Source organism: Mycobacterium sp. 852014-52450_SCH5900713 (assembly GCF_001667075.1).
Classification (GTDB): domain Bacteria; phylum Actinomycetota; class Actinomycetes; order Mycobacteriales; family Mycobacteriaceae; genus Mycobacterium.
The window spans coordinates 77,473-97,284 of record NZ_LZIL01000032.1 but is presented as its reverse complement, the minus strand read 5'-3'; the positions used below and the strand labels follow the sequence as shown (position 1 = coordinate 97,284).

The window sequence follows — 19,812 nt, the reverse complement described above, 5'->3', positions numbered from 1 at the left end:
CGCTCAGCTGAGGCCACGAGAAGTCTCCCAAGACCGTTGCCGGGTGATCCGCAGCTGCACCACGGTCAGCACGAGCAGGATGGCGAACATCACCCACGCCAGCGCGGAGGCGTACCCGAATTCCAGGAAGGAGAACGCGTGCTGGAACAGCATGATGCCCAGGACATAGGTGGCGGTTTCGGGGCCGCCGTTCGCGCCGTTGAGGACGTAGACCATGTCAAAAGCCTGGAACGCGTGAATGATCGAGATGACGCCCACAAACGATATCGACCCACGGATCAGCGGCACCGTGATCGACACGAACTGCCGTATCTCGCCGGCGCCGTCGATTCGCGCCGCCTCGTATACGGTCTCGGGAACGCCCTGCATCGCCGCGAGCAGGATGACGGTGGCGAAGGGCACGCTGCGCCACACGCTGAGGATGCACAGCGAGGCCATCGCCCATCGGGGTTCGACCAACCACGGGACGGGGCCGATCCCGGCCCAGCCCAGCATGATGTTGAGCAATCCGTTGTCGGTGTTGAAGACGAACTGCCAGACGACCGCCATGACGACCGACGAGATGGCCAACGGCAGAAAGACGATGGTGCGGAAAAAGCCGATGCCCCTGACCTTTCGGTTCAGCACGCCGGCCACCACGAGGCTCACGCCGATGGTCGGCACAACCGTTCCCACGGTGAAGACGACGGTGTTGCGAATGGCGATGAGGAAGAGCGGGTCCGAGGTGAAGAGCTCTTGGAAGTTCCTCAGGCCCACAAACTTTGGCGGGCGGAAGACATCCCACCGCTGAAAGCTCATGTAGAGCGAGAATCCCAGCGGAAACAGCATGAACACCGCAACGGCGGCCAGATTGGGCGCCACGAACAAGCGGCCGGCGCGGGCCCGCCGTCGCCACGGACCGGCGCCCTTGGCGGGTGTGCGCGTGGTGGCGTCGACCGATGTCATGGGCTGCGCAACACCTCGTCGATGGCGGGCGACAAACTGGCCAGCGATGTGGCGGGCCGTGATCCACGCAGCACGGGCCCGAAGCTGCGGTCCATCAAGGCGACGATCTTCTCCCATGACGAGGTGACGGGGAGCCCTTCGGAGTACGCGGGCCCTTGGGTGAGGACGGCGAGGTTGCCGACGTTCTGGTGGGCTTTGGCGAAGCCGGCCGAGTCGAGCGCCGATTGCAAAACCGGTACAAAGAGGCTGGATTCACCGATCAACGCCTGCCCGACGGGCCCGGTCGCGAATTTCACGAATTCCCATGCCTGCTCCTTGCGTTGACTGCTCGCGGAGATGGCCAATCCGGTTGAACCGATGTCGGAATGTGCGGGCTGGCCCTGCCGGCGCGGCCCCACCGGCAACGACGTGACGTCGAAGTCCAGGCCCTCGGCCCGGATGAATGTCTGGTAGCGCCAGTGGCCGCCCATGGCCATCGCCGCCCTGCCCGCCGCGAACAGGTCGGGCGTGGACATCGATTGCACCTCGGACGCATTGGGCGCGACCTCGTGCTTGTTGGCCAGGTCGGCATAGAACTGCACCGCCTCGATGAAGGCGTCGTGGTCGAAGTTGAAGTGGGTCGGGTTTTTGAGCGGGGTGGACCACGGCACCCCATTGTTCATGGCGAACAGCCCGGCCGAATAGTAGGAGAACCACATGTTCACGAAGCCCCACTGGGTCACCCGCCCGGAGCGATCTCGCCTGGTGAGTGCGGTGGCGGTGTTCAAGAAGTCGGTGAAACTCCACGGGTTTTGCCACGTTTTGGGCGGGGGCGGCACCCCGGACTCGGCGAAGAGCCGCTTGTTGTAGAACAGGTAGTTTCCGGACCATTGCTCCGGGAGTGCGTATTGGCCCCCGCTGAACGTGAAGCTGTCGTAGAGCGCCCCGATGCCGTCCGACTTCAGCTCGGCGGCGAAGGCCTGGTCGCGGGACAGCATGGTGTTGAGGTCGAGCAGCACGCCACGGGCGGCCAGCTCGGCGTAGGTGAGGTCCCACGCCATCAAAACGTCCGGGCATCTTCCGCCGGCGCAGAACGTCGACAGCTGCTGCATCACGCCCGGAGCCGAAAGCACCGGGCGGACCTTGATATCGGGGTGGCGGCGCGCGAACTCGTCGACGATGCGGATCCTGGCATCGCGTTCGTCGGGGTTGGCCGCGAAGAAGAACGTCAAGGCGTCTTCTTCCGGTGCGCAGCCGGCCGCCCACGGCGCCAGGGATGCCGCGGTGAGCGCGCCGGCACCGCGCAGCAGCCCGCGCCGCCCGAACGGCTTATCGAGCATGGTGCTCCCGTTCTCGCCCCGTTGCCGGCCGCCCGGCCGTTTGTTTCTCCTGTCCTTGGTACCCGATGCGGCTGTGGTGTTGCTGGATCGGCCAACTCGGCAGGGCCAGCACGGCCCGGCGAATGCGGCCGGCGTCCCCGGTGATGTCAATCGCGTGGATGCGGTCATCGGTTCCGACGGCGATCAGCAGCAGCGCCTCAGCGCGCCCGTTTGGCGCGATGGCGATCCCCGGGGCCCCGTCGATGAGCACGACCGCGCCGGCCCGTGCCCGGAGAGCGAATCGACGGGTCTCCTCCGCGACCCGCTTGGCGCCGCGCAGCTCGGTCGGCACGTCGTCGGGGACCAGTGCCCGATCGACCCTGCGCACCACGTCCGGGGCCAGCAGTGCGAGCAGACCGGCGATATCACCGCCGCGGGACGCCGCGAGAAACGCCTCGACGACCTCGAGGTGCTTCGCCATGCGCTCGGGCTCGCCGCCCGGGTGGGCCACCCGCGCACGCGCCCGGCTTGCCAGCTTCTTCGCGGCTTCCGGCGACCGGTCCAGCAGACCTGCGATTCTCTCGAACGGCACCGCGAATACGTCATGCAGGACGAATGCGACTCGCTGCGCCGGTGAGAGCCGGTCGAGCACCACGAGCAGCGCGCTGCTCACCGACTCCGTCAAGAGCGCTTGCTCGTCCGCCGGCGGCGACGCGGTCGCGGCGATCCGGTCCAGTTCTTCGGGGGTGGCCAGCGGCTGTTCCGCACGTCGCTTGCGCGCCCGGAGCTGGTCGACGGCCTCGCGCGCGGTGATCGTGGTGAACCAGCCGGTGAGGTTGTCGACCGCGGCGAAATCAGCACGGCTGGCCTTCAGCCACGCCGACTGAACCGCGTCGTCGGCATCGGCCGCCGATCCCAGCAGTTGTAATGCGACAGACCTCAGGTGTCGCCGGTCGGCGTCGAAACGCTGGGCGAGATCCGTCAAATTTTTCGGGGCGCTCACGGGGTCACCTTTTCCGCACAGGAGCCGTCAAGAAGATGACTGCGTCCATCAAGCTCTCTGTTGCAAAGGAGGCCAGCACCATGACCTTATCGATTGTGCGCCGTAGCGCGTGCGGCGACCATCCGGCTCGCCGCCGCAAAAACGGCTGTCTGACAAGGGTTTGCCGCAGATGAACACCGCGTACGTTGCGATCACGCTGTTTACCGCCGCCATCACCGCCGGGATCGCCGTTGCCGATCTCATCCCGGCGGGTTTCGTCCTGGCGAACTCCGCCGAAGTCGGGGTGCCGCGTTCGTGGTTGCCGGCGCTGGGGGCGGTCAAGCTGGCCGGCGCGGCGGGGCTGATCGTGGGCCTGGTGGGCCTTCCCGCCTTGGGAATCGCTGCCGCAACCGGCCTGGTGCTGTTCTTCGTCGGCGCAGTCGTGACCCACCTGCGCGCCCGCGTCCTGTACAACATCGCGTTTCCCGGCGCGTACCTGTGCATGTCGGTGGCATCGCTTGCGTTGATGGTGCTGCGTTGACCGGGGTCGCGATCAGCCGGGAAAGTACCGGATCCGGTTGATGGCGTCGCCCCGCCAGGCCATGTCGGCGAACAGTATTCCCCGTCCACGGCCGGAGCGGACCGACATCGTCACCGTTGGGCCCGCGCCGATCATCTTGGTCGACCCGCCGCCGTCCAGCTGCTCGACCAGTTCAGCGAGGTCGAGGACGTCGTGGTCGCCGAGAGTGATTGTGGCGCGCGGTGATAACGCGCGCGCGGCCGCGATCCGATCTTGGCGCGAGGCGGCACCGAGGAATGCCTCGGCGAGCTTCTTGTGCCGCGCACCCACCCGCCGGAACCCCGTCATGAAGCCGGTGGTGCCGCGCAACCGCTGATTGCTCAACAAGCCCCGCGACAGTTGCAGGGCGGGTCCGACCGCACGTGATCCGGTCCGCAGGAATTGCAGCATCATCGCGGGAAGTTCCCAATAGGCCCGCAGTTCGCCAATGCGCCACTCGCCGTTGACGTCTCGCAGGTCGTAGCGAAGGAACGCGGGAATGTACATCGTGATCGCCGAGCCCATCGCAACCTCGAGCTCGATGTCGCGCAGCACCACGGTGTCGACGACGATGTCGAGGTCGCGGTGGAATTTGATGTCGCGCGGACCGATGAAGGTGTCATAAAAGTGGCCGATCTGCTCCTGCCCGGCGTGCGGCCGCGACCCCACCGGGTCCTCGACCCGGCCGTCGTCGGTGAACAACGCCACCCATCCGGCGCGGTCGTGCGCGGCGGCCGCCTGTGGCGAGCGCTCGACGGCGGCCAGGAGACGCTCCCGATCCGGCGCCAACCCCATCACGGACCCCCGACCATTTCGACGCCCGCGGTCCGCATCGCCTGGAGCGCCTCGGCGGCCGAGTCCGGCGAGACGGCCGCGGTCAGGTTGAGCAGCACCCTGGTGGACAGGCCCGCACGCGCGGCATCCTCGGCGGTCCGCCGGACGCACTGGTCGGTGGCGATGCCGACCACATCGACCTCGTCGACACCACGCTCCCGCAGCCAGTCCAACAGCGGGGTCCCGTTCTGGTCCAGGCCCTCGAAACCGCTGTATGCCGCGGCATGGGCGCCCTTGCGGAAGACCGCCTCGATCCGGCTGGTGTCGAGGTCGGGCCGCAGCTCCGCACCGGCACTTCCGGCGACGCAGTGCGGTGGCCATGACGATGAATAGTCCGGTCGGTCGGAGAAATGGTCGCCCGGCCGGACGTGGAAATCCTGGGTTGCTACGACGTGCCGGTAGCCCGACTCGCCGGCGAGGTAGTCGTTGATGGCGGGCGCCACGGCGGCACCGCCGGTCACCGGCAGCGAGCCGCCCTCGCAGAAATCGTTTTGCACGTCGACGATGATCAACGCCCTCACGCGTTTCACCCTATCGGTGTCGCCCACCACGGCGCTTCAGCTGGGCGTATGGGTGGGACGGTTTGTTCGCCAACCAGTCGGGTAATCCACCGGCCATGTTGATCCGGAGAATCGCGCGCCCGTTGCTTTCAGTGGCTTTCGTCGGCCAAGGAGTCAATTCCCTGCTCAACCCCAAATCGGCGGCCGCAGCCGCCGCCCCCGCGGTGGATGGTTTGCAGGCTTTGCCGAATTCGGTGAGCGGCAACATCCCGAGTGACCCCGAGACGGTCGCACAAATCACGGCGGCCGTTCAGATCGGCGGCGGCCTGCTGCTGGCCACCGGCAAACTGCCGCGCGTCGCCTCGGCCGCGCTCGCGTTCACGGTGCTACCGGCCAACCTCGGGGCGCACTCGTTCTGGAACGAGAGCGATCCGGAGGCGAAGGCGCAGAAGCGCCAGCAGTTCCTCACCGACCTCAGCCTGGTCGGCGGGTTGCTCATCGCGTCCGCCGACACGGCAGGCAAGCCGTCGCTCGGGTGGCGCGGTCGCCGGGCGGCGGAGCGGCTCTCCGAGCGAGTGTCGTCGGCGCTGCCCGGCTCCGACGACGCCCACTTCGATACCGACTTTTCGGAATTGGGCGAAAAGATCGTGCACGGCCTGCAGATCGGCGCCGAACGCGGTCGCGAACTGGCCAGCACGGCGGCCGAACGGGGCGCGCCGTACGCGGAGGCCGCGCTGGAACGCGGTCGTGAATTCGCCAGCACGGCCGCCGAGCGGAGCAAGCCGCTGGCCCAGAAGGCCCGCAAACGGGGCGAGCAGCTGGCCGACGAGGCGGCCGAGCGAGCCGCGCCGTTGGCGAAGAAGGCACGCAAGCGCAGCGAAGAACTCGCCGACGAAGCCGCCGACTGGGCGGCGCCGTTGGCGAAGAAGGCCCGCAAGCGCAGCGAGAAATTGGCCAAGAAGGCACGCAAGCGCGGTGAGGACCTGGCGAGCACGGCATTGGATCGCGGCGAGGACCTCGCCGACACCGCCCGCGCGCGCGGCATCTACCTCGCCGACACGGCCCGGGCTCGGGGCGGCTACCTGGCCGACACCGCACGCGAACGACTCGGTGAACAGGTCAAGACCGGCCGCCGCAAGCTTTCCTGACGGCTCACGCGTCGCCGCGCAGGTAGGCGTCGACGATGGCATCGACGCCCGGGCCGACATCAACGGTCGCGCCGGCCTCGTCGGCGCCGAGCGGCTCGAGCGCGTCGAATTGGGAGCGCAGCAGCCCGGCCGGCATGAAATGACCGGTCCGGGCGGCCAGCCGGCCGCTGATGAGTGCCGGTGAACCGGCGAGGTGCAGGAATTCGACCTGCGGGCAGTGCGTGCGCAACTGGTCGCGGTATTTGCGCTTGAGCGCCGAACAACTCGCCACGCCTCCGTCGCGGTGGCCGGCCAACCACTCCCCGACCTTGTCCAGCCAGGGGTAGCGGTCGTCGTCGTCGAGCGGTTCACCGGCCGCCATCTTGGCGATGTTGGCCGGCGGGTGCAGGGAGTCGGCGTCCACGAACGGCACCCGCAAGCGTCGTGCGAGCGCCGCTCCGACGGTCGACTTACCCGATCCGGAAACACCCATCACCACGACGGGGGCCCGTCCGCTCACTCTGACGCGAGGTTGCGGTTCCATTCCAGCCAGCCGACGCCGTTGCGTCCGTCGGCCGTCTGGATGGTCGCCCAGACTCGCGGGAACTGGCTCACCCGGCCGTCCGCGGCGATCAGACGCACCGGCGCCTGGCCGCGGACCTCGACGTCCGCAGTGATCTCGCCGGGATTGAGTGCCAAGGTGGCCCCCAGCGGTAACCCGTTGGAGCCGAACGACTCTCGTGATTCTACCGTTTCCAGCTCGGTGACCGTTCCCCGCGCGTCTTGGGAGTAGCCGATGCTGAAGGCCGGCGCGCCGGGAATCCGGATGTTGACGCCGTGCAGGTGGGTGCCGTCGTCGAGGTGCAGCGCGCTCCAAATCCAGTCCATGCTCCACCAGTCACGCACGCCCCACGAGTGATCGCGCTGGCCGGGGACCGACTCGACGCGGTAGCTGGCGTCACCGATGGTGACCGTGCCCGAGACCCGGCACGGGATCTCGTAGCGCGTCGTCAACCGGTATTTGTACGGGACGCCGTCGGTGTCCCACACCAAGCTCATCGTCATTTCGACGGGCGTGCCGGGCTCCCCGCGCAACAACGCCGACGGATCGGGGTAAGCCTGAGCGCGCGCGTGCAGGTGGACGCGGTAGGTCTGCAGCGGGGTGGGCGCGGCGTGGCCGAGCTCGAAGGATTCGGTGCGCACGTCCCACGGGTTCGCCGGCAGCGGTACTTGCGCGTCGACGGCCACGGTGGGCATGCCGGGCCCGCAGAGCAGCGCATGCACCCACGCCGTCTGCTCGTTGGCGATCAGGCCGAGGCGGAACCAGCCGCCCAATCCCTGTGCCGCATCGGCGAAGTCGGCATACCAGCTCTCGCTCCACAGCGGTTCGGCGGTCGGCGCGTGCGCACCTTCGTCCTCCTCCGTGGGCCGCAGGGGTTCGGGCATCTGGGCGGCGGGCAGGGTCGTCGGCGCGTCGGTGTCGAGCACGTGATCACAGTGCCGTTGCAGCATCGTCATGAACATCCGGTCGCCGCGCTCGGTGCGTTCCACCAGCATTGACGAGACGATCGCCATCATCACGCCGAAAAAGCTTTGCCTGCGAACACCTTCGGCTACGTCGGCGAGCGACAGCGGCGCCGCGGGCCCCAGCGCCTCGTGATAGGCCCGCAACAACGCGTCGTACTGCTCCCGGCGATCCGGGGTGGGCAGCGCGCAGCCGAGGAAGTAGGACAGGTCGGTCAGGGCCGGACCCCAGGAAACCGTCTGCCAATCGACGACCGTCAGCGGCCGGTCGGCCCCCGCGGTGCCGAACAACAGGTTGTCCAGGCGGTAGTCGCCGTGCATCAGCCCACAGATCCGGTCGGGCGCCGACTCGGCGGCCAGGTAGCCGTCGAAGGACGCGATCAGGCGTTCGCACACCATGCGGTGCTCCGGCGCGATCTGGTCGCCGTAGCGGTCGATGAACCCGGCGTACAGCGGGGCGATCATCGCCTGGTTGAGCGGCGATTCCCGATTCAGCCACGGGGCCTCGGCCAAGGTGGTGTCGCCGAGCAGCGGCCCGTGCAGCCGCCCGAGCTCGACGACACAGAGGTGCGCCTGTTCGGCTGTCGCACCGGCGATTTCGTCCCCGACGACGGCCGGTCCGGCATCGCCCAGCAACAGATCGAACGCGCCCGTCGCGGTATCGACGGCGGCGTGGTAGCAGGGCGCTATCGGGCCGCCCAGGCGCGGCGCTATGTCGGCGTAGAAACGCACCTCGCGCTCATAGAGGCCCAGCGCCAGCCCCGTTTGCCGACTCACCGGGTCGGTCGCCGCGACCTTGAGGACCACCGACTCGGGCCTGCCGGGCGTCGCGGCGCCATCGGCATAGCTGAGCCGGACGCGGTAGCACTCGCTCATCTGTCCGGTGCCGATGCGTTCCGCCGCGAAATCGGCGATGGGCCCGGCGCCGACCATCGATTCCAGCCATGCGGCGGTGAGGTCGCCGGGTCTTTCGATGACTTGTGCGGTGTCGGCATGCATGAGGGTCAGCGTGCCAGGTCACCGCGCCAGGGAGAAGCCGTCCCAGGCAATCCGGCGGTGCGGATGTGGATCGAACTCGACGCGGCTCTTGCGGTCGAAGACCATGACGGCACGGTCGGCGGTGGTGTAGGTGGGCCAGTCGTCGCCCGGGGCGCCGTGGCGGCTGAAGGACCGCCACCGCCGCTGCACCTGGTTACTGACCCGTAGCGCGGCGCGCCGATCGGCAGCGGCGGTCAGCAGCGCGCCGAATCGGGTGCGATAGACGTCGAAAACGGCCAGCAACTCAGTGGCATGGGTGGCGCCCAGCCCCGACCAGCGCAGCGTGCGGGGGGCGTAGTCGTAGCGGTAGAGATAGGTGGGCGCGTGCGCGCTATGCGCCTCGGCGATCTGCCAGGCCGCCGACCCGAAGGCGAAGTCGCCACCGAGCTGGACGCATGCCGACGGCGCGGGGTAGTCCGGGTATGCGGACGTAATGCGTTCGCGCGCAGCCGGTTCCGTGTCGGCCAACAGTTCCTCGATCATCTCTTGATTGGTCGGCAGCATTTTGAGGAAGCGGGTGAACAGGCGCCCCTCTTCCGCATTGGTGCCTACGATGAGCGGCACCCGGTGCGCGTGCCCTCCGCGCATCGCCTCGACCGGGTCGATGGGCACAACGTCGTCGCCGGCGACCGGGCCGATCGGAAAAGCGCCCAGCCTGTCCTCCATGCCCTGGTCGATCAGCCGGTGCTGGGCGTCGACCAGTTGCGCCGGGGACGCCTGCATCAGCACCTCGGCGGCATTCTCCGGCCGCGCCCCCAGCAGCGCGGCGAAGCGCGTCGCGAATTCCGCCGCGGTCTCTTGCGACCGGACCATGCCGGCGGCCGGGCTCTCCGAGATGGCCCGGGCGAACAGCCCTTCGGCGGCGGGCACCGCCAGCAGGGTGGCGGTGATGTGCGCGCCCGCGCTCTCCCCGAAGATGGTGACGTTGTCCAGGTCGCCACCGAACGCGGAGATGTTGTCCTTCACCCAGCGCAACGCCATCACCAGGTCGCGCAGGAACAGGTTGCTGTCGATGGCGATGTCCGGGGTCGAGAGGGACGACAGGTCCAGGCAGCCCAACGCGCCCAGCCGGTAGTTCACCGATACGTACACGCAACCGCGGCGCGCCAGCGCGGCGCCGTCGTACAGCGGCGTGGCCGAGCTGCCCAGGATGTAGCCGCCGCCGTGAATGAAGACCATGACGGGCAGCGGTTCTTCGGCGGGGCCCTCGGGGGTGACGACGTTGAGGGTGAGGCAGTCCTCCCCCATCGGCTGGTAGCGGCCGACCCCGACCATCGTGTAGCGGCGCTGTTGGGGCGCGCAGTTGGCGAAGCCGTGGCAGTGCCGCACCCCCGACCACGGTTGCGCCGGCCGCGGCGCCCGCAATCGCAGGGGCCCGACCGGCGGTCGGGCGTACGGAATGGATCGCCAGCGGTGGACGCCGTCGCGGGTGAAACCTTCCACGGTGCCGACGGTGGTGCGTGCGCGGACGGTGCGCTGATGCATAACCCGACGTTAGCGGACATGCCGGGCGTAACGCGCGCGCAGCGCCTTATTTTGCGAGCATGGCGGTTTAGCCTGACTAGATGCGGATTGCCGCGCTGCTGGCAGTGTCGTTACTCGTCGCCGGGTGCTCCCACACCGTCGCCGGCCAGTCCCAGCAAACCCATGCCCCCACGACCGCTGCGACCACCCCGTCGGGAGGCAAACCACCGGCCCCGAACGCCGCGCCGGCGGCCGGGGCCTCGATCTCCGACGTCATCGCGTGGATCGAGGCCGGCCATCCCGCGGACCCCGGTCGCTATCACGACGCGATCCGGGACGGTGCGACCACGCCGCTCGGCAACGACATCGCGTTCACGGCCGCCGCCGGCAAAGCATCCTGCACGACCGATTCCAAGCACACGGGCGCCGCCCTGCTCTGCCTGGTGAGCCTGACCAACCCACCACCCGCTCCCCCGACGTCCTACGGCGGCTGGCAGGGCGGCTGGGTGACCTTCGACGGTGCGAACCTGCAGGTGGGTGCTTCGCGCGCCGATCCCGGCCCGTTCATCAACGGCAATGGCTCGGAGTTGGCGAACGGTGACTCGCTGTCATTCGGCGACTATCGTTGCCGCGCCGATCAAACCGGACTGTATTGCGTGAACTACGCCCACCAGTCGGCCGCCCGATTGAGCCCAGCGGGCAGCCAGCCGTACGGCTGCCTGCGGCCGGCGCCCGCACCGGACGGCGTCGGCACGGCGTTCAGCTGTTCGTGATGGTCGCGAACAGCTCCGCCATCTCGTCGGCGGGCCCACCGGGGACCGTGTAGCCGGCTTCGTCGCGAATCTCATCGAGATGGTCGCGCACATCCTCGATCGACAGGTCGGGGTCGTAGAAACCCTTTGTCCGGCCGATGAAGAAGCGCGCGACATGTCCGGCACCGACCGTGTAGATCTCTCCGGAAACGGGGCATTCCCGGTGCGTCAGGAAGGCCGCCACCGGCGCGACTTGCGCCGGGTCCAGCTTTTGAAGGTATTGGCCCACAAGGTCATTCAGCACCGCTTTCGCCGCCGGGTCATCCTGCGGTCCGGCGGCGTCGATCGAGTGCGTCAGCATCCGGGTGTAGGCGATCGGCGCGATGGCGTTGACCTTGATGCCGTGCTCGGCCCCCTCGGCCGCCAGCACGCGGGTCAAGCCGACCAGCCCGGTCTTCGCCGCGCCGTAGTTGCTCATGCGTTCGGCGCCGAGGATTCCGGCGGCCGAGCAGGTGTTGAGCACCCTGCCGTAGCGCTGCTCGCGCATCGCGCGCCACGCGGGCCGCGTCATGTTGAACGCACCGTTCAAGTGGACGTCGATGAGGGGTTGGAGCCGGTCGGCGGTCATGTCTTCGAAAGGCACGTCACCCACGATGCCCGCGTTGTTGATCAGGATGTCCACGCGTCCCCAGGTACGCAGGGCGGTGTCGATAATCGCCTCCGCACCTTCGGGACTCGTAACACTGTGGTCGTCGGCCACGGCCTCGCCGCCTTGCCGGCGGATCTCGTCTGCGGCGACGTGGGCGGCCTCGGCGTTGGAGCCATTCCCGGTCACCGATCCACCGGTGTCGTTGACCACGACTCGGGCGCCGCGCGAGGCGAGGAGGAGTGCGTATTGTCTGCCCAAACCTCTGGCGGCACCGGTGATTACGACGACCTGATTGTCGAATCGCATGGTCGTTGTCACCAGGTGACCGGAAGCTCTTTCATGCCGTAGATGTGAGCCTCTTTGAATCTCAGTCTCTCCGGCGGCACCGCCAGCTTCAGCCCGGGTAGTCGGCGCGCCAGCGTGGCGAACGCGACCTGCATCTCGACGCGGGCCAGGTTCGCGCCGATGCATTGGTGCACGCCGTACCCGAAGCCCAAGTGTCCGCGGGTGTTTCGGTCGGCATCGAAGGATTCAGGATTATCGACGAATTCGGCGTCCCAGTTTCCGGCAAGCAGGCTCATCATGACGACCTCGCCCTCGCGAATCAGCTCACCACCGATCATCAGATCTTCAGTCGCCACGCGATCGACCTGGCTGTGCACGATGGTGAGGTAGCGCATGAGTTCTTCGACGATGTTCGCGATGGCGGCACGGTCGTCGGTTTGTCCGAGTCGCTCGAAGACTTCCGGATGTTCCAGCAGCGCAATGGTTCCCAAGGAAATCATATTGGCGGTGGTTTCGTGGCCCGCCTGCATCATGATCACCCCGTTCATGGCCGTGGTGGCACGGTCGAGTTGGCCCGTCGCCACGTATTCGGTGACCAGGCGGCTGATCAGGTCGTCTCCGGGTTCGCGTTCTTTGCGTTTCACCAGCTCCTCGATATAGGCGTACATGGCGCCGAAGGCCTGGCCCTTTTCCGCGTCGGTGGACTTCTGGTCGAGGCCGGTCGTGGTGTTGCGTTGGAAGAGTTCGAGGTCTTCGGGCGGCACTCCCAGCAACAGCGCGATCACCATAGACGGCACCGGCAAGGCGAATTCGCGCACCAGATCCGCAGGCGCACCGTTGGCGATCATTTGGCCGAGATTGTGGTCGACCACTTCCTGGATGTGCGGCCGCATCGATTCGCAACGCCGGAAGGTGAAGTTGCTGGTCATCATGCGCCGGATCCGATGGTGTTCGGGGTCGTCGGTCCGAGCGAACATCACGGGGACTTTGTTGTCAGCGTCCGTAGGCATTATGGAGTCCGGGATGGTCTTCGCGGACAAGCGCGGATCGACCAGTGCCGCCCTGATGTCCCGGTATCGGCTGACCACCCATACCGGTTTGCCCTGGAAGATCGCACGTCGCAGCCCGGGTTGTTCGCGCCAGTCCGCGAACTCGGGTGGCGGCGCGAGCGGGCAGTGTCCAGGCCGGGGCACCGGTAGCACCGGTAGTTCGGCGTCAGGGCTGGCGTCGGCGGTTCCGAAAGATTTGGAAGCTGTTGACATAAGCCGCGTTTCCCATTAACTGTCAGTTGTCTGCCAGTTGTAGAGCGTAAAGCTCCCCTTGTTGGCAGTCAACTGTCAGTTAGGCTGTCACCATGACCGCGGTTGCAGACCGGCCGTTGCGGGCGGACGCGGCTCGCAACGTCGAGCGCATCCTGCGCGCGGCGCGCGAGGTCTACGGCGACTTGGGCCCCGACGCCCCGGTGGAGGCGGTCGCTCGCCGCGCGGGGGTGGGTGAGCGAACCCTGTACCGCAGGTTCCCGGCGAAGGCCGACCTGGTCCGCGCCGCCCTGGATCAGAGCATCGCGGAGGACCTCACGCCGATGATCGACGCCGCCCGCCACGCGAAGGATCCGCTACGCGGTCTCACTCAGCTGATCGAAACGGCTATTTCATTGGGGGCGCGCGAACACAACCTGCTGACTGCCGCGCGCCGGGCCGGGGCGCTCACATCCGACATCTCGGTTTCGCTTAACGAGGCGCTCGGCGAGCTTGCCCGAGAAGGCCAGCGCGTAGGCAGCATCCGCGCCGACCTGGTCGCCGATGACCTCCCGCGCCTGATCGCGATGCTCTTCAGCGTGCTGTCGACGATGGAGTCGGGCAGCGACGGATGGCGACGCTATGTCGCACTCGTCGTCGATGCGATTTCGGTCAACGATCGACAGCCGTTGCCGCCGGCCGCTGCGCTGCGTTACGAGATCGGGCCGAATAGCTGGCCGCTCTGAGCGATTTAGTTGATGGTCACCCCGGCGTCGACTTTGAACTCGAGCCCCGTCACATATCGGGATTCATCGGATAGCAGGAACAGCACCGCGTTGCTGACGTCGACGGGTTCCACGGCCGGAGTGGGCATCGCGTTGACGAAGATGGGAATCAGGTCGGACCGTTGCTCACCCAGGAGGGGCCCGAACGACGGCGGGACCATCCCCGTGGGGACACCGGTCGGCAGCAGGGTATTGACGCGAACGCTTTGTGCCGCCAGTTCGTTGGCCAAGGCCAGCGTCAGCCCGACCACACCATGCTTGGCCGCCGTGTAGGGCGTCTGCAGCGGAAAGCCCTTGATCGCACCGGCGGAGCTGACATTGACCAGGCTGCCGCCGCCCTGGTCGAGCAAGTGCGGTATCGCGGCCGCGCAGGTGTTCCACACCCCGATGAGATTGACATCGACCACCGTGCGCCACTGATCGGCGGTTGTCTTGTCCCAGGACGCCACAGTCAGCACACCGGCGTTTGCCACAGCGCCGTCGAGCCCGCCAAGCTCGCTCACGCCGTCATCAACGGCCGCGCGCAACTGCGCCTCGTCGCGAACATCGACGACGTAGCTCGTACAGCCATGGCCGAAATCCCGTACCAGGCGAACTGTTTCGGCCAGGTCGTCCTCTGTTGCCAGCGGATACTCGACCTGGGGCAAGGATTGGCAGACGTCGACCAGGATGAGGTCCGCACCCTCCTCGGCGAGCCGCAGGGCGTGGCCTCGGCCCATCCCGCGGGCGGCGCCGGTGATCAGAATGCGTTTACCGGCAACACGCCCCTCATGTGGTGTCACCCGGCTACCGCTCGTTCCACATCAGGCCGCGCATCGTCGCCGACAGCGGGATGTCCTCGACCCCGAGCAGTCCTTGAGGTGCGCGGCACACCCAGTCGATCGCATTGACGGCCCGCCCCGCCGTCGAAATACAGCCGGCGTCAGTGGAATCCAGTACCGGATGGGACACGTGGGTGTTGATTTCCACCCGCGGCTCACCCTCCACGACGACGCGGTGTACGCCGGTATACCCGTCGGGTGGGTATTGCCAGTCGGGCGCCGCGGCCTGAGTGAGCCGGGTGACGTGCTCGAGGGTGATCACCGGCTCGCCGTCACGTACGCCCTCGGTGGCAAAGCGCACCGCGGCCATTTGTCCGGGCTCCACCGTCATCATTGTGCATTCGATTCGTTCCGGCGTGTACCAGGGTTCGACGCGCTGGCGCACCTCGTCCAGTTTGATGTCGAGATTGTCCGCCAGGCTGCGGACCTGACCGCCCCACATCGACACGATCACCCCGGGCAGAAACATCATCGGCGAGTCATCGTCCGGCTTCGACCCGAATCCCATTGCAGCACCAGTGAACTCGGCGTCGTCGTAGTTTCCGTAATCGAAGATCTCCTGCACGGTGATCGAGGAGATGCGGGTGGTCAGGCTGGCCGCCGAATGCACCAGCGTATCGCCGGAGAAACCGGGGTCGATGCCGTTGACATAGAGCGAGGCGTCGCCGGCCGCACAAGCACGCTCCAGGGGCTCCCGCAGCCAATCGTCGGCGTGGCGCGGTGTGACCAGCCAGACCATCGACGTGCCGACGACATTGGTGCCTGCCGCGAGGAACTTGGCCATCTGTTCGATGGCTTCCATCGGCCGAGTTTCGCCCTGCGACGTGTAAACCACGCAGTCGGCGCCCAGGGCCACCAGCGCGTCGATGTCGTCGGTGGCGATGACACCGGTCGGTTCGTCCAGTCCGCACAACCGCGCCGCATCCTGACCGATCTTCTCGGCGCTGGCGGCGTGCACGCCGACCAGTTCGAGATCCGGTCTGCCGATGATGGCTCGCAACGAGTGCCGGCCCACGTTTCCGGTGGAGAATTGGATGACTCTGCGCACGGTTACCTTCGTCCTTCCAGCGGCGGATGATGCACCATCATGGCGCGTCCAATCGCGGCGCGGGGTCAGTAGTCGGGTATCGGCAGCGGCGAATTGTTGGAGTCGATGCCGCCGTCGACGTGGAAGGTCGCGTTTGTTGCGTAACAATCGCGGGTGCAGAGATATACCGCGAGCCGCCCCAGGTCCTCGACGTCGCCCAGCCGGTGCAGCGGCGTGGCCTCCTGCATCTTCTCCAGCGAACCGGGCATCAGATCCAGGCTGCCCTTCAGGCCGTCGGTGGCGAACGAACCCAGGGCGATGGCGTTGACGCGAATTTTTGGGGCGAGTTCCTGTGCCATAGCGCGGGTTAGCGCTTCCAGGCCGCCCTTCGCGACGCAATATGCGGTCAGTGCGCGGATGCCGAACCGGGCCGAGCCCGACGAGATGTTGATGATGGAACCGTGTCCGGCGCTGAGCATGTGTGGGGCAGCGAGCTGACTCATGATGAACGCCGACGTCACGCACCAGTCGAACGTGTGCCGGAAGTCCTCGTCGGTGATGTCCAAGAACCGCGCGTAGGTCGACCCACCGACATTGTTGACCAGAATGTCGATGCGGCCGAACCGCTCCATCGCGGCGTTCACGACCCGCTCCCCGTCGGGACGACTCATCGCGTCGGCCACGAGCGCCAGCCCCTTGCCGCCCGCGGCCTCGATGCCTCGAATCGTGCCGACGATGTCCGCCTCGGTGCGTGCGGTCCCGACGACCGTGGCGCCCGCCTCCGCCAAGACCCGCGCTATGCCCGCGCCGACGCCCTTCCCGGCGCCAGTGACGATTGCGACCTGTCCATCGAGGCGGAACTGCTCCAATGCCATGCCGGGGCTCCTTTGACCATGCGTGGTAAGTGCGAGTTCAATCTAGGGAGTATTGCTGACTAAAGTCAACGATATTGTGCGATCGGGATCTGTGGCGGTCGGTGCGATCCGACAATAGTCAAGTTATGCAAGCCTTTTTGGCGATAACACGGCATAATGGCTTAGTTATCCTTGGAACTCTTGCCGGAGTCGGGTCAACTGTGAGGAATTGAGATGGCTGTGACGGACCGGGTGTCGGCACGCGAAGCGAAGCGCCTGCAGACGAGGGAGCGATTGATGGGCGCCGCGATCGCCGAGTTCGCCCGCGCCGGTATGGCCGAGGCCGACGTCAGTGCCATCGTGGCCGCGGCAGGGGTTGCCCACGGCACCTTCTTTTTCCACTTCCCCACCAAAGAGCACGTGCTGCTGGAGTTGGAGCGTCGCGAAGAAGACCGGATAGCCAAGCAGTTCGCTCAATTCTTGAAGTCCAAGCACGATCTTGTTTCTTCGTTGAACGAGGCGGTCCGCTTGGTGGTCGGCTTGGAACGTCGGCTAGGCGATCTGCTCTTCAATGACTTTCTCGCACTGCATTTCTCCCAAACTCGTCCCCCTACCGAAGACGGCAGGGATCACCCTCTGATCGTATTGGTCGCCCAGGAGATCGCGCGGGCTCAAGAATGCGGTGAGACCGATCCGGACGTCAATCCCATGAACAGTGCGGTGTTCTTTCTGCTGGGCCTCTACGCCCTGTTGATTACGACCAACCACTGGCCGACCGGCCACGCCCTGCTGGAAGACTACGTCGCGAGGACATTGCGCAGCCTGAAGCCTTAACGCGCGGCGGCACTAAGGCCGTATGACGCCTCGCAGCGGCATGAGCCCGAGTTCCTTGTGGGACATGAACCCCGGTGGAGCGTCGCAAACCGCGGGAATCGCGTTCGCGGGCCCCATCGCGGTCCAGGTATAGCCGGGCAGGGCGTAGCCGCCATTCGGGTCCCGCGCCCCCTGCAAGATCAGCTCGGTGGATGAATCGCCCTCGATCACTATGCGGTAGTGGTAATGCTGGGGCCAATCCTCTTGCGGTTCAATGGCATCGAAGGTATCCATTGTGTATATCTCATGAAAAATGATGAGAGGTCTCCCCTCGACCCACGCCGTCCATTTGTGATGCTGGCGAGCGACGGTGCCCTTCTTGATCACGCCCTTGAAGCCCGGCATGTCGCTGGTCTCCCCGCCTTCGAAGGGGATGTCCCGAGTGGCGACGCCGAGCTCCACCTCGGTCGTGTACTTGTCAACCGTTTTACCCATTCCCTCCACGACCATTGCCATCGACTGCGCGAACAATGGCCATGCTTGCCCCAGCAGATTCGGGCCATCCTCAAACCCGGCCGGATCGCTCCCCATGCCCATCTCGAACAAGTACTTCAGCGTGTCCCGCCCGAAATTCACCACCTCGTAGATATGAATAGTGTCGATCTGACTGACGATCCGCGCCAGTGTCAGGACGAGCAGGTCGCCGGCAAAACCCGGATTCACACCACCGGCATGAAACGACGTGCCGCCCTCGTGGCAGGCGGCGTCGATCTTGTCGATGTCCGCCCGGCTGTGCTCGGTTCGATACCACCACGCGCCACCTGACGCGACGACGTTCTTGCCGCCGCGCAGCAAGCGGCACACCTCATCTGGGTCCGACCATAAGGGCGCATAGAACACGCAATCGGCATCGAGTGCCTCGACGACAGCCTTGTCGTTGGTCGCGTACACACCGGTCGGTGCTTTTCCGCACAGTTCGCCGGCGTCCTTGCCCACCTTCTCCGGACGATTGCACAGCACTCCGACCAGTTCGTAGGCAGGGTTGTGAACAAAATGACGGAGCGCGATCGTCCCGACATTGCCGACGCCCCACTGGATTACGCGATACTTCTTCTCGGGCGGCGACTTGGGTGTCATCGCTACTCCTCTTGCAGGGCCGGAACGGCTGAGTGCTCGCTGAGCGTAGGCGCGCCTTGAATGGTGTGTCAACGATTCAGGGCTGACTTTCGTCAGTAATAGCCCGCCGGAGCTGCAGCTTCAGCGGCGGCAGTTCGCTCGGATCTAGCCGCTGAACCGGCTAATGGCACTGTGCAGCAGTCGGGACCAAAAGATCAACTTCAGCTTTCATGCGGCGGTGTCGCGGCCTTCTGCTGACTGTAGTCAGCCTGTTATAGTGCGGAAGCCGATCCAATCGGATGGAGGGTTCGTGAATCTGCCGAAGCTGCGACAGCGTGATGCCGGCACTGGCACGGGAGCCGGGCCAGGTGGCGCTGCCTCACCGGGGCTGACAATCGACGAACACATGGAGCGGTCGCAATACGCGCAGCGTCAGGCCGACAAGTGGCTTATCTCCGGCAGTCTCCTGATCGGCACCGCCGCCCTCGGCGTCTTCGGCCTGCCACTGTTCCTCTGGGGAGTGCGGTTACTGCGCAGAGCCCAACGGGATGGGCTTTCCGTCCGTCCAATGCTGGTCACGTTGCTCGGCTACCTGGTCATCATCGACGCCGCGATCAACACTGTCGGATGGGCACTCGACCTGGTGGCAAGCCATACTCTGCTGGCCCGTGTGCTGCTGAACGGGTGGGGCAACATGTTCGACGCCGGTTACTTCTGGCACTACAACGAACTCTGGGTCGGCGGCGCGGCCGGTCCTGGCGAAAAAGCCATGGAGGTTGGTCTCATCCTGACGGTCTTCACCATGCGAATCGCGGCGGCGATCGGCTTCCTGCAGATGAAGCGATGGGGCCATCAGTGGATGGTCGTCACCTGCTGGATGGGCGTGGTGATTTGGATTACCTACGTCTTCAACATGACCATGTTCGCCGACGTGCGCTTCGCCGGCGTCGTACTGCCGGTCGTCGGCTGGTGGCTCTACGACATCTTCTACATCACCCCGTTCCTGGCAATCCCCTATCTGCACACCGTCAACCGCGAACTCTTCTCCGACTGACATGCGCGACGTGGAATCCAGTCGACAAGCCGATCGCCGGGGAGTCTCGCTGTACCGAGAAAGTTTTCGAGATCTCAGCACGCATCGCATGACTACGTCACCGAGGAGGTCAAATCGTGGGCTATGTGTGGGAAATCCTTCGCTACG

At 66.3% G+C, this 19,812-nt stretch carries 20 protein-coding genes; 6 read left to right on the top strand and 14 right to left on the bottom strand.

Annotation, left to right across the window (positions count from 1 at the left end):
* Positions 1-3: 3 nt before the first annotated feature.
* Genes A5773_RS07515 through A5773_RS07505 form a run of 3 tightly spaced genes read right to left on the bottom strand, consistent with a single transcriptional unit; the run spans position 4 to position 3,246 of the window.
* Complete coding sequence (locus tag A5773_RS07515) at positions 4-945, bottom strand: carbohydrate ABC transporter permease (protein WP_066948864.1); 942 nt, start codon at positions 943-945, stop codon at positions 4-6.
* Positions 942-2,264: a sugar ABC transporter substrate-binding protein gene (locus A5773_RS07510; RefSeq protein ID WP_067790409.1), complete on the bottom strand. Its 1,323-nt coding sequence runs from the start codon at positions 2,262-2,264 to the stop codon at positions 942-944. Before A5773_RS07510 ends, A5773_RS07515 begins: the two co-directional genes overlap by 4 nt.
* The gene (locus tag A5773_RS07505; RefSeq protein ID WP_066948870.1) at positions 2,254-3,246 is read right to left on the bottom strand and encodes a sigma-70 family RNA polymerase sigma factor; all 993 of its coding nucleotides are present in this window, start codon (positions 3,244-3,246) and stop codon (positions 2,254-2,256) included. The genes A5773_RS07510 and A5773_RS07505 overlap by 11 nt, the downstream gene beginning before the upstream one ends.
* Before the next feature lie 169 nt (positions 3,247-3,415).
* Between A5773_RS07505 and A5773_RS07500 the strand changes: the two genes are divergently transcribed.
* Complete coding sequence (locus tag A5773_RS07500; protein ID WP_066949130.1) at positions 3,416-3,766, top strand: DoxX family protein; 351 nt, start codon at positions 3,416-3,418, stop codon at positions 3,764-3,766.
* 12 nt (positions 3,767-3,778) lie between these two features.
* Here the strand turns inward: A5773_RS07500 and A5773_RS07495 are convergent, their stop codons facing one another.
* Both A5773_RS07495 and pncA read right to left on the bottom strand, forming a co-directional pair.
* The gene (locus tag A5773_RS07495) at positions 3,779-4,579 is read right to left on the bottom strand and encodes a ketosteroid isomerase family protein (protein WP_067790405.1); all 801 of its coding nucleotides are present in this window, start codon (positions 4,577-4,579) and stop codon (positions 3,779-3,781) included.
* Positions 4,579-5,139 carry a pyrazinamidase PncA gene (pncA, locus tag A5773_RS07490; protein ID WP_082948140.1) on the bottom strand — a complete coding sequence of 187 codons (561 nt, stop codon included), beginning with the start codon at positions 5,137-5,139 and terminating at the stop codon, positions 4,579-4,581. The genes A5773_RS07495 and pncA overlap by 1 nt, the downstream gene beginning before the upstream one ends.
* 95 nt (positions 5,140-5,234) lie before the next feature.
* Between pncA and A5773_RS07485 the strand changes: the two genes are divergently transcribed.
* Positions 5,235-6,266 carry a DoxX family protein gene (locus tag A5773_RS07485; RefSeq protein WP_066948882.1) on the top strand — a complete coding sequence of 344 codons (1,032 nt, stop codon included), beginning with the start codon at positions 5,235-5,237 and terminating at the stop codon, positions 6,264-6,266.
* Positions 6,267-6,270: 4 nt separating this feature from the next.
* Here the strand turns inward: A5773_RS07485 and A5773_RS07480 are convergent, their stop codons facing one another.
* From A5773_RS07480 to A5773_RS07470, 3 genes are read right to left on the bottom strand one after another with little or no spacing between them, the layout of a single operon-like run.
* Positions 6,271-6,765, bottom strand: coding sequence for a gluconokinase (locus tag A5773_RS07480; protein ID WP_066948886.1), 495 nt, complete (start codon positions 6,763-6,765; stop codon positions 6,271-6,273).
* Positions 6,762-8,768, bottom strand: a complete 2,007-nt coding sequence (locus A5773_RS07475; protein ID WP_067790401.1) for a phosphotransferase — start codon at positions 8,766-8,768, stop codon at positions 6,762-6,764. The genes A5773_RS07480 and A5773_RS07475 overlap by 4 nt, the downstream gene beginning before the upstream one ends.
* An 18-nt stretch (positions 8,769-8,786) precedes the next feature.
* On the bottom strand, positions 8,787-10,292 hold the full coding sequence (locus A5773_RS07470; protein WP_067790398.1) for a carboxylesterase/lipase family protein: 1,506 nt from the start codon (positions 10,290-10,292) through the stop codon (positions 8,787-8,789).
* A gap of 80 nt (positions 10,293-10,372) precedes the next feature.
* Between A5773_RS07470 and A5773_RS07465 the strand changes: the two genes are divergently transcribed.
* Complete coding sequence (locus A5773_RS07465; protein ID WP_067790395.1) at positions 10,373-11,044, top strand: hypothetical protein; 672 nt, start codon at positions 10,373-10,375, stop codon at positions 11,042-11,044.
* Here the strand turns inward: A5773_RS07465 and A5773_RS07460 are convergent.
* Entirely contained in the window at positions 11,031-11,978 is a 948-nt protein-coding gene (locus A5773_RS07460; protein ID WP_067790392.1) for an SDR family NAD(P)-dependent oxidoreductase, read from the bottom strand. The two genes, A5773_RS07465 and A5773_RS07460, sit on opposite strands and share 14 nt — an antisense overlap.
* Before the next feature lie 8 nt (positions 11,979-11,986).
* Positions 11,987-13,219, bottom strand: a complete 1,233-nt coding sequence (locus A5773_RS07455) for a cytochrome P450 (RefSeq protein ID WP_066948900.1) — start codon at positions 13,217-13,219, stop codon at positions 11,987-11,989.
* Between the two features lie 92 nt (positions 13,220-13,311).
* Between A5773_RS07455 and A5773_RS07450 the strand changes: the two genes are divergently transcribed.
* Complete coding sequence (locus A5773_RS07450; RefSeq protein WP_066948903.1) at positions 13,312-13,941, top strand: TetR/AcrR family transcriptional regulator; 630 nt, start codon at positions 13,312-13,314, stop codon at positions 13,939-13,941.
* Positions 13,942-13,946: 5 nt separating this feature from the next.
* Here A5773_RS07450 and A5773_RS07445 read toward each other — a convergent pair whose 3' ends face one another.
* The 3 genes from A5773_RS07445 to A5773_RS07435 form a co-directional block, all read right to left on the bottom strand.
* Entirely contained in the window at positions 13,947-14,762 is an 816-nt protein-coding gene (locus A5773_RS07445) for a mycofactocin-coupled SDR family oxidoreductase (protein WP_066948906.1), read from the bottom strand.
* Between the two features lie 4 nt (positions 14,763-14,766).
* A complete protein-coding gene (locus tag A5773_RS07440) occupies positions 14,767-15,849 on the bottom strand; it encodes a dihydrodipicolinate reductase (RefSeq protein ID WP_066948913.1) in 1,083 nt (360 codons plus the stop codon).
* Between the two features lie 65 nt (positions 15,850-15,914).
* Positions 15,915-16,703 carry an SDR family NAD(P)-dependent oxidoreductase gene (locus A5773_RS07435; RefSeq protein ID WP_066948915.1) on the bottom strand — a complete coding sequence of 263 codons (789 nt, stop codon included), beginning with the start codon at positions 16,701-16,703 and terminating at the stop codon, positions 15,915-15,917.
* Positions 16,704-16,916: 213 nt separating this feature from the next.
* Here A5773_RS07435 and A5773_RS07430 point away from each other — a divergent pair, with 213 nt between their 5' ends.
* Complete coding sequence (locus A5773_RS07430) at positions 16,917-17,516, top strand: TetR/AcrR family transcriptional regulator (protein WP_066948917.1); 600 nt, start codon at positions 16,917-16,919, stop codon at positions 17,514-17,516.
* A 12-nt stretch (positions 17,517-17,528) separates the two neighbouring features.
* Here A5773_RS07430 and A5773_RS07425 read toward each other — a convergent pair whose 3' ends face one another.
* Positions 17,529-18,632, bottom strand: a complete 1,104-nt coding sequence (locus A5773_RS07425; protein ID WP_066948920.1) for a dihydrodipicolinate reductase — start codon at positions 18,630-18,632, stop codon at positions 17,529-17,531.
* Between the two features lie 385 nt (positions 18,633-19,017).
* Here A5773_RS07425 and A5773_RS07420 point away from each other — a divergent pair, with 385 nt between their 5' ends.
* The gene (locus tag A5773_RS07420) at positions 19,018-19,665 is read left to right on the top strand and encodes a hypothetical protein (RefSeq protein ID WP_197505325.1); all 648 of its coding nucleotides are present in this window, start codon (positions 19,018-19,020) and stop codon (positions 19,663-19,665) included.
* Positions 19,666-19,812 lie beyond the last annotated feature (147 nt).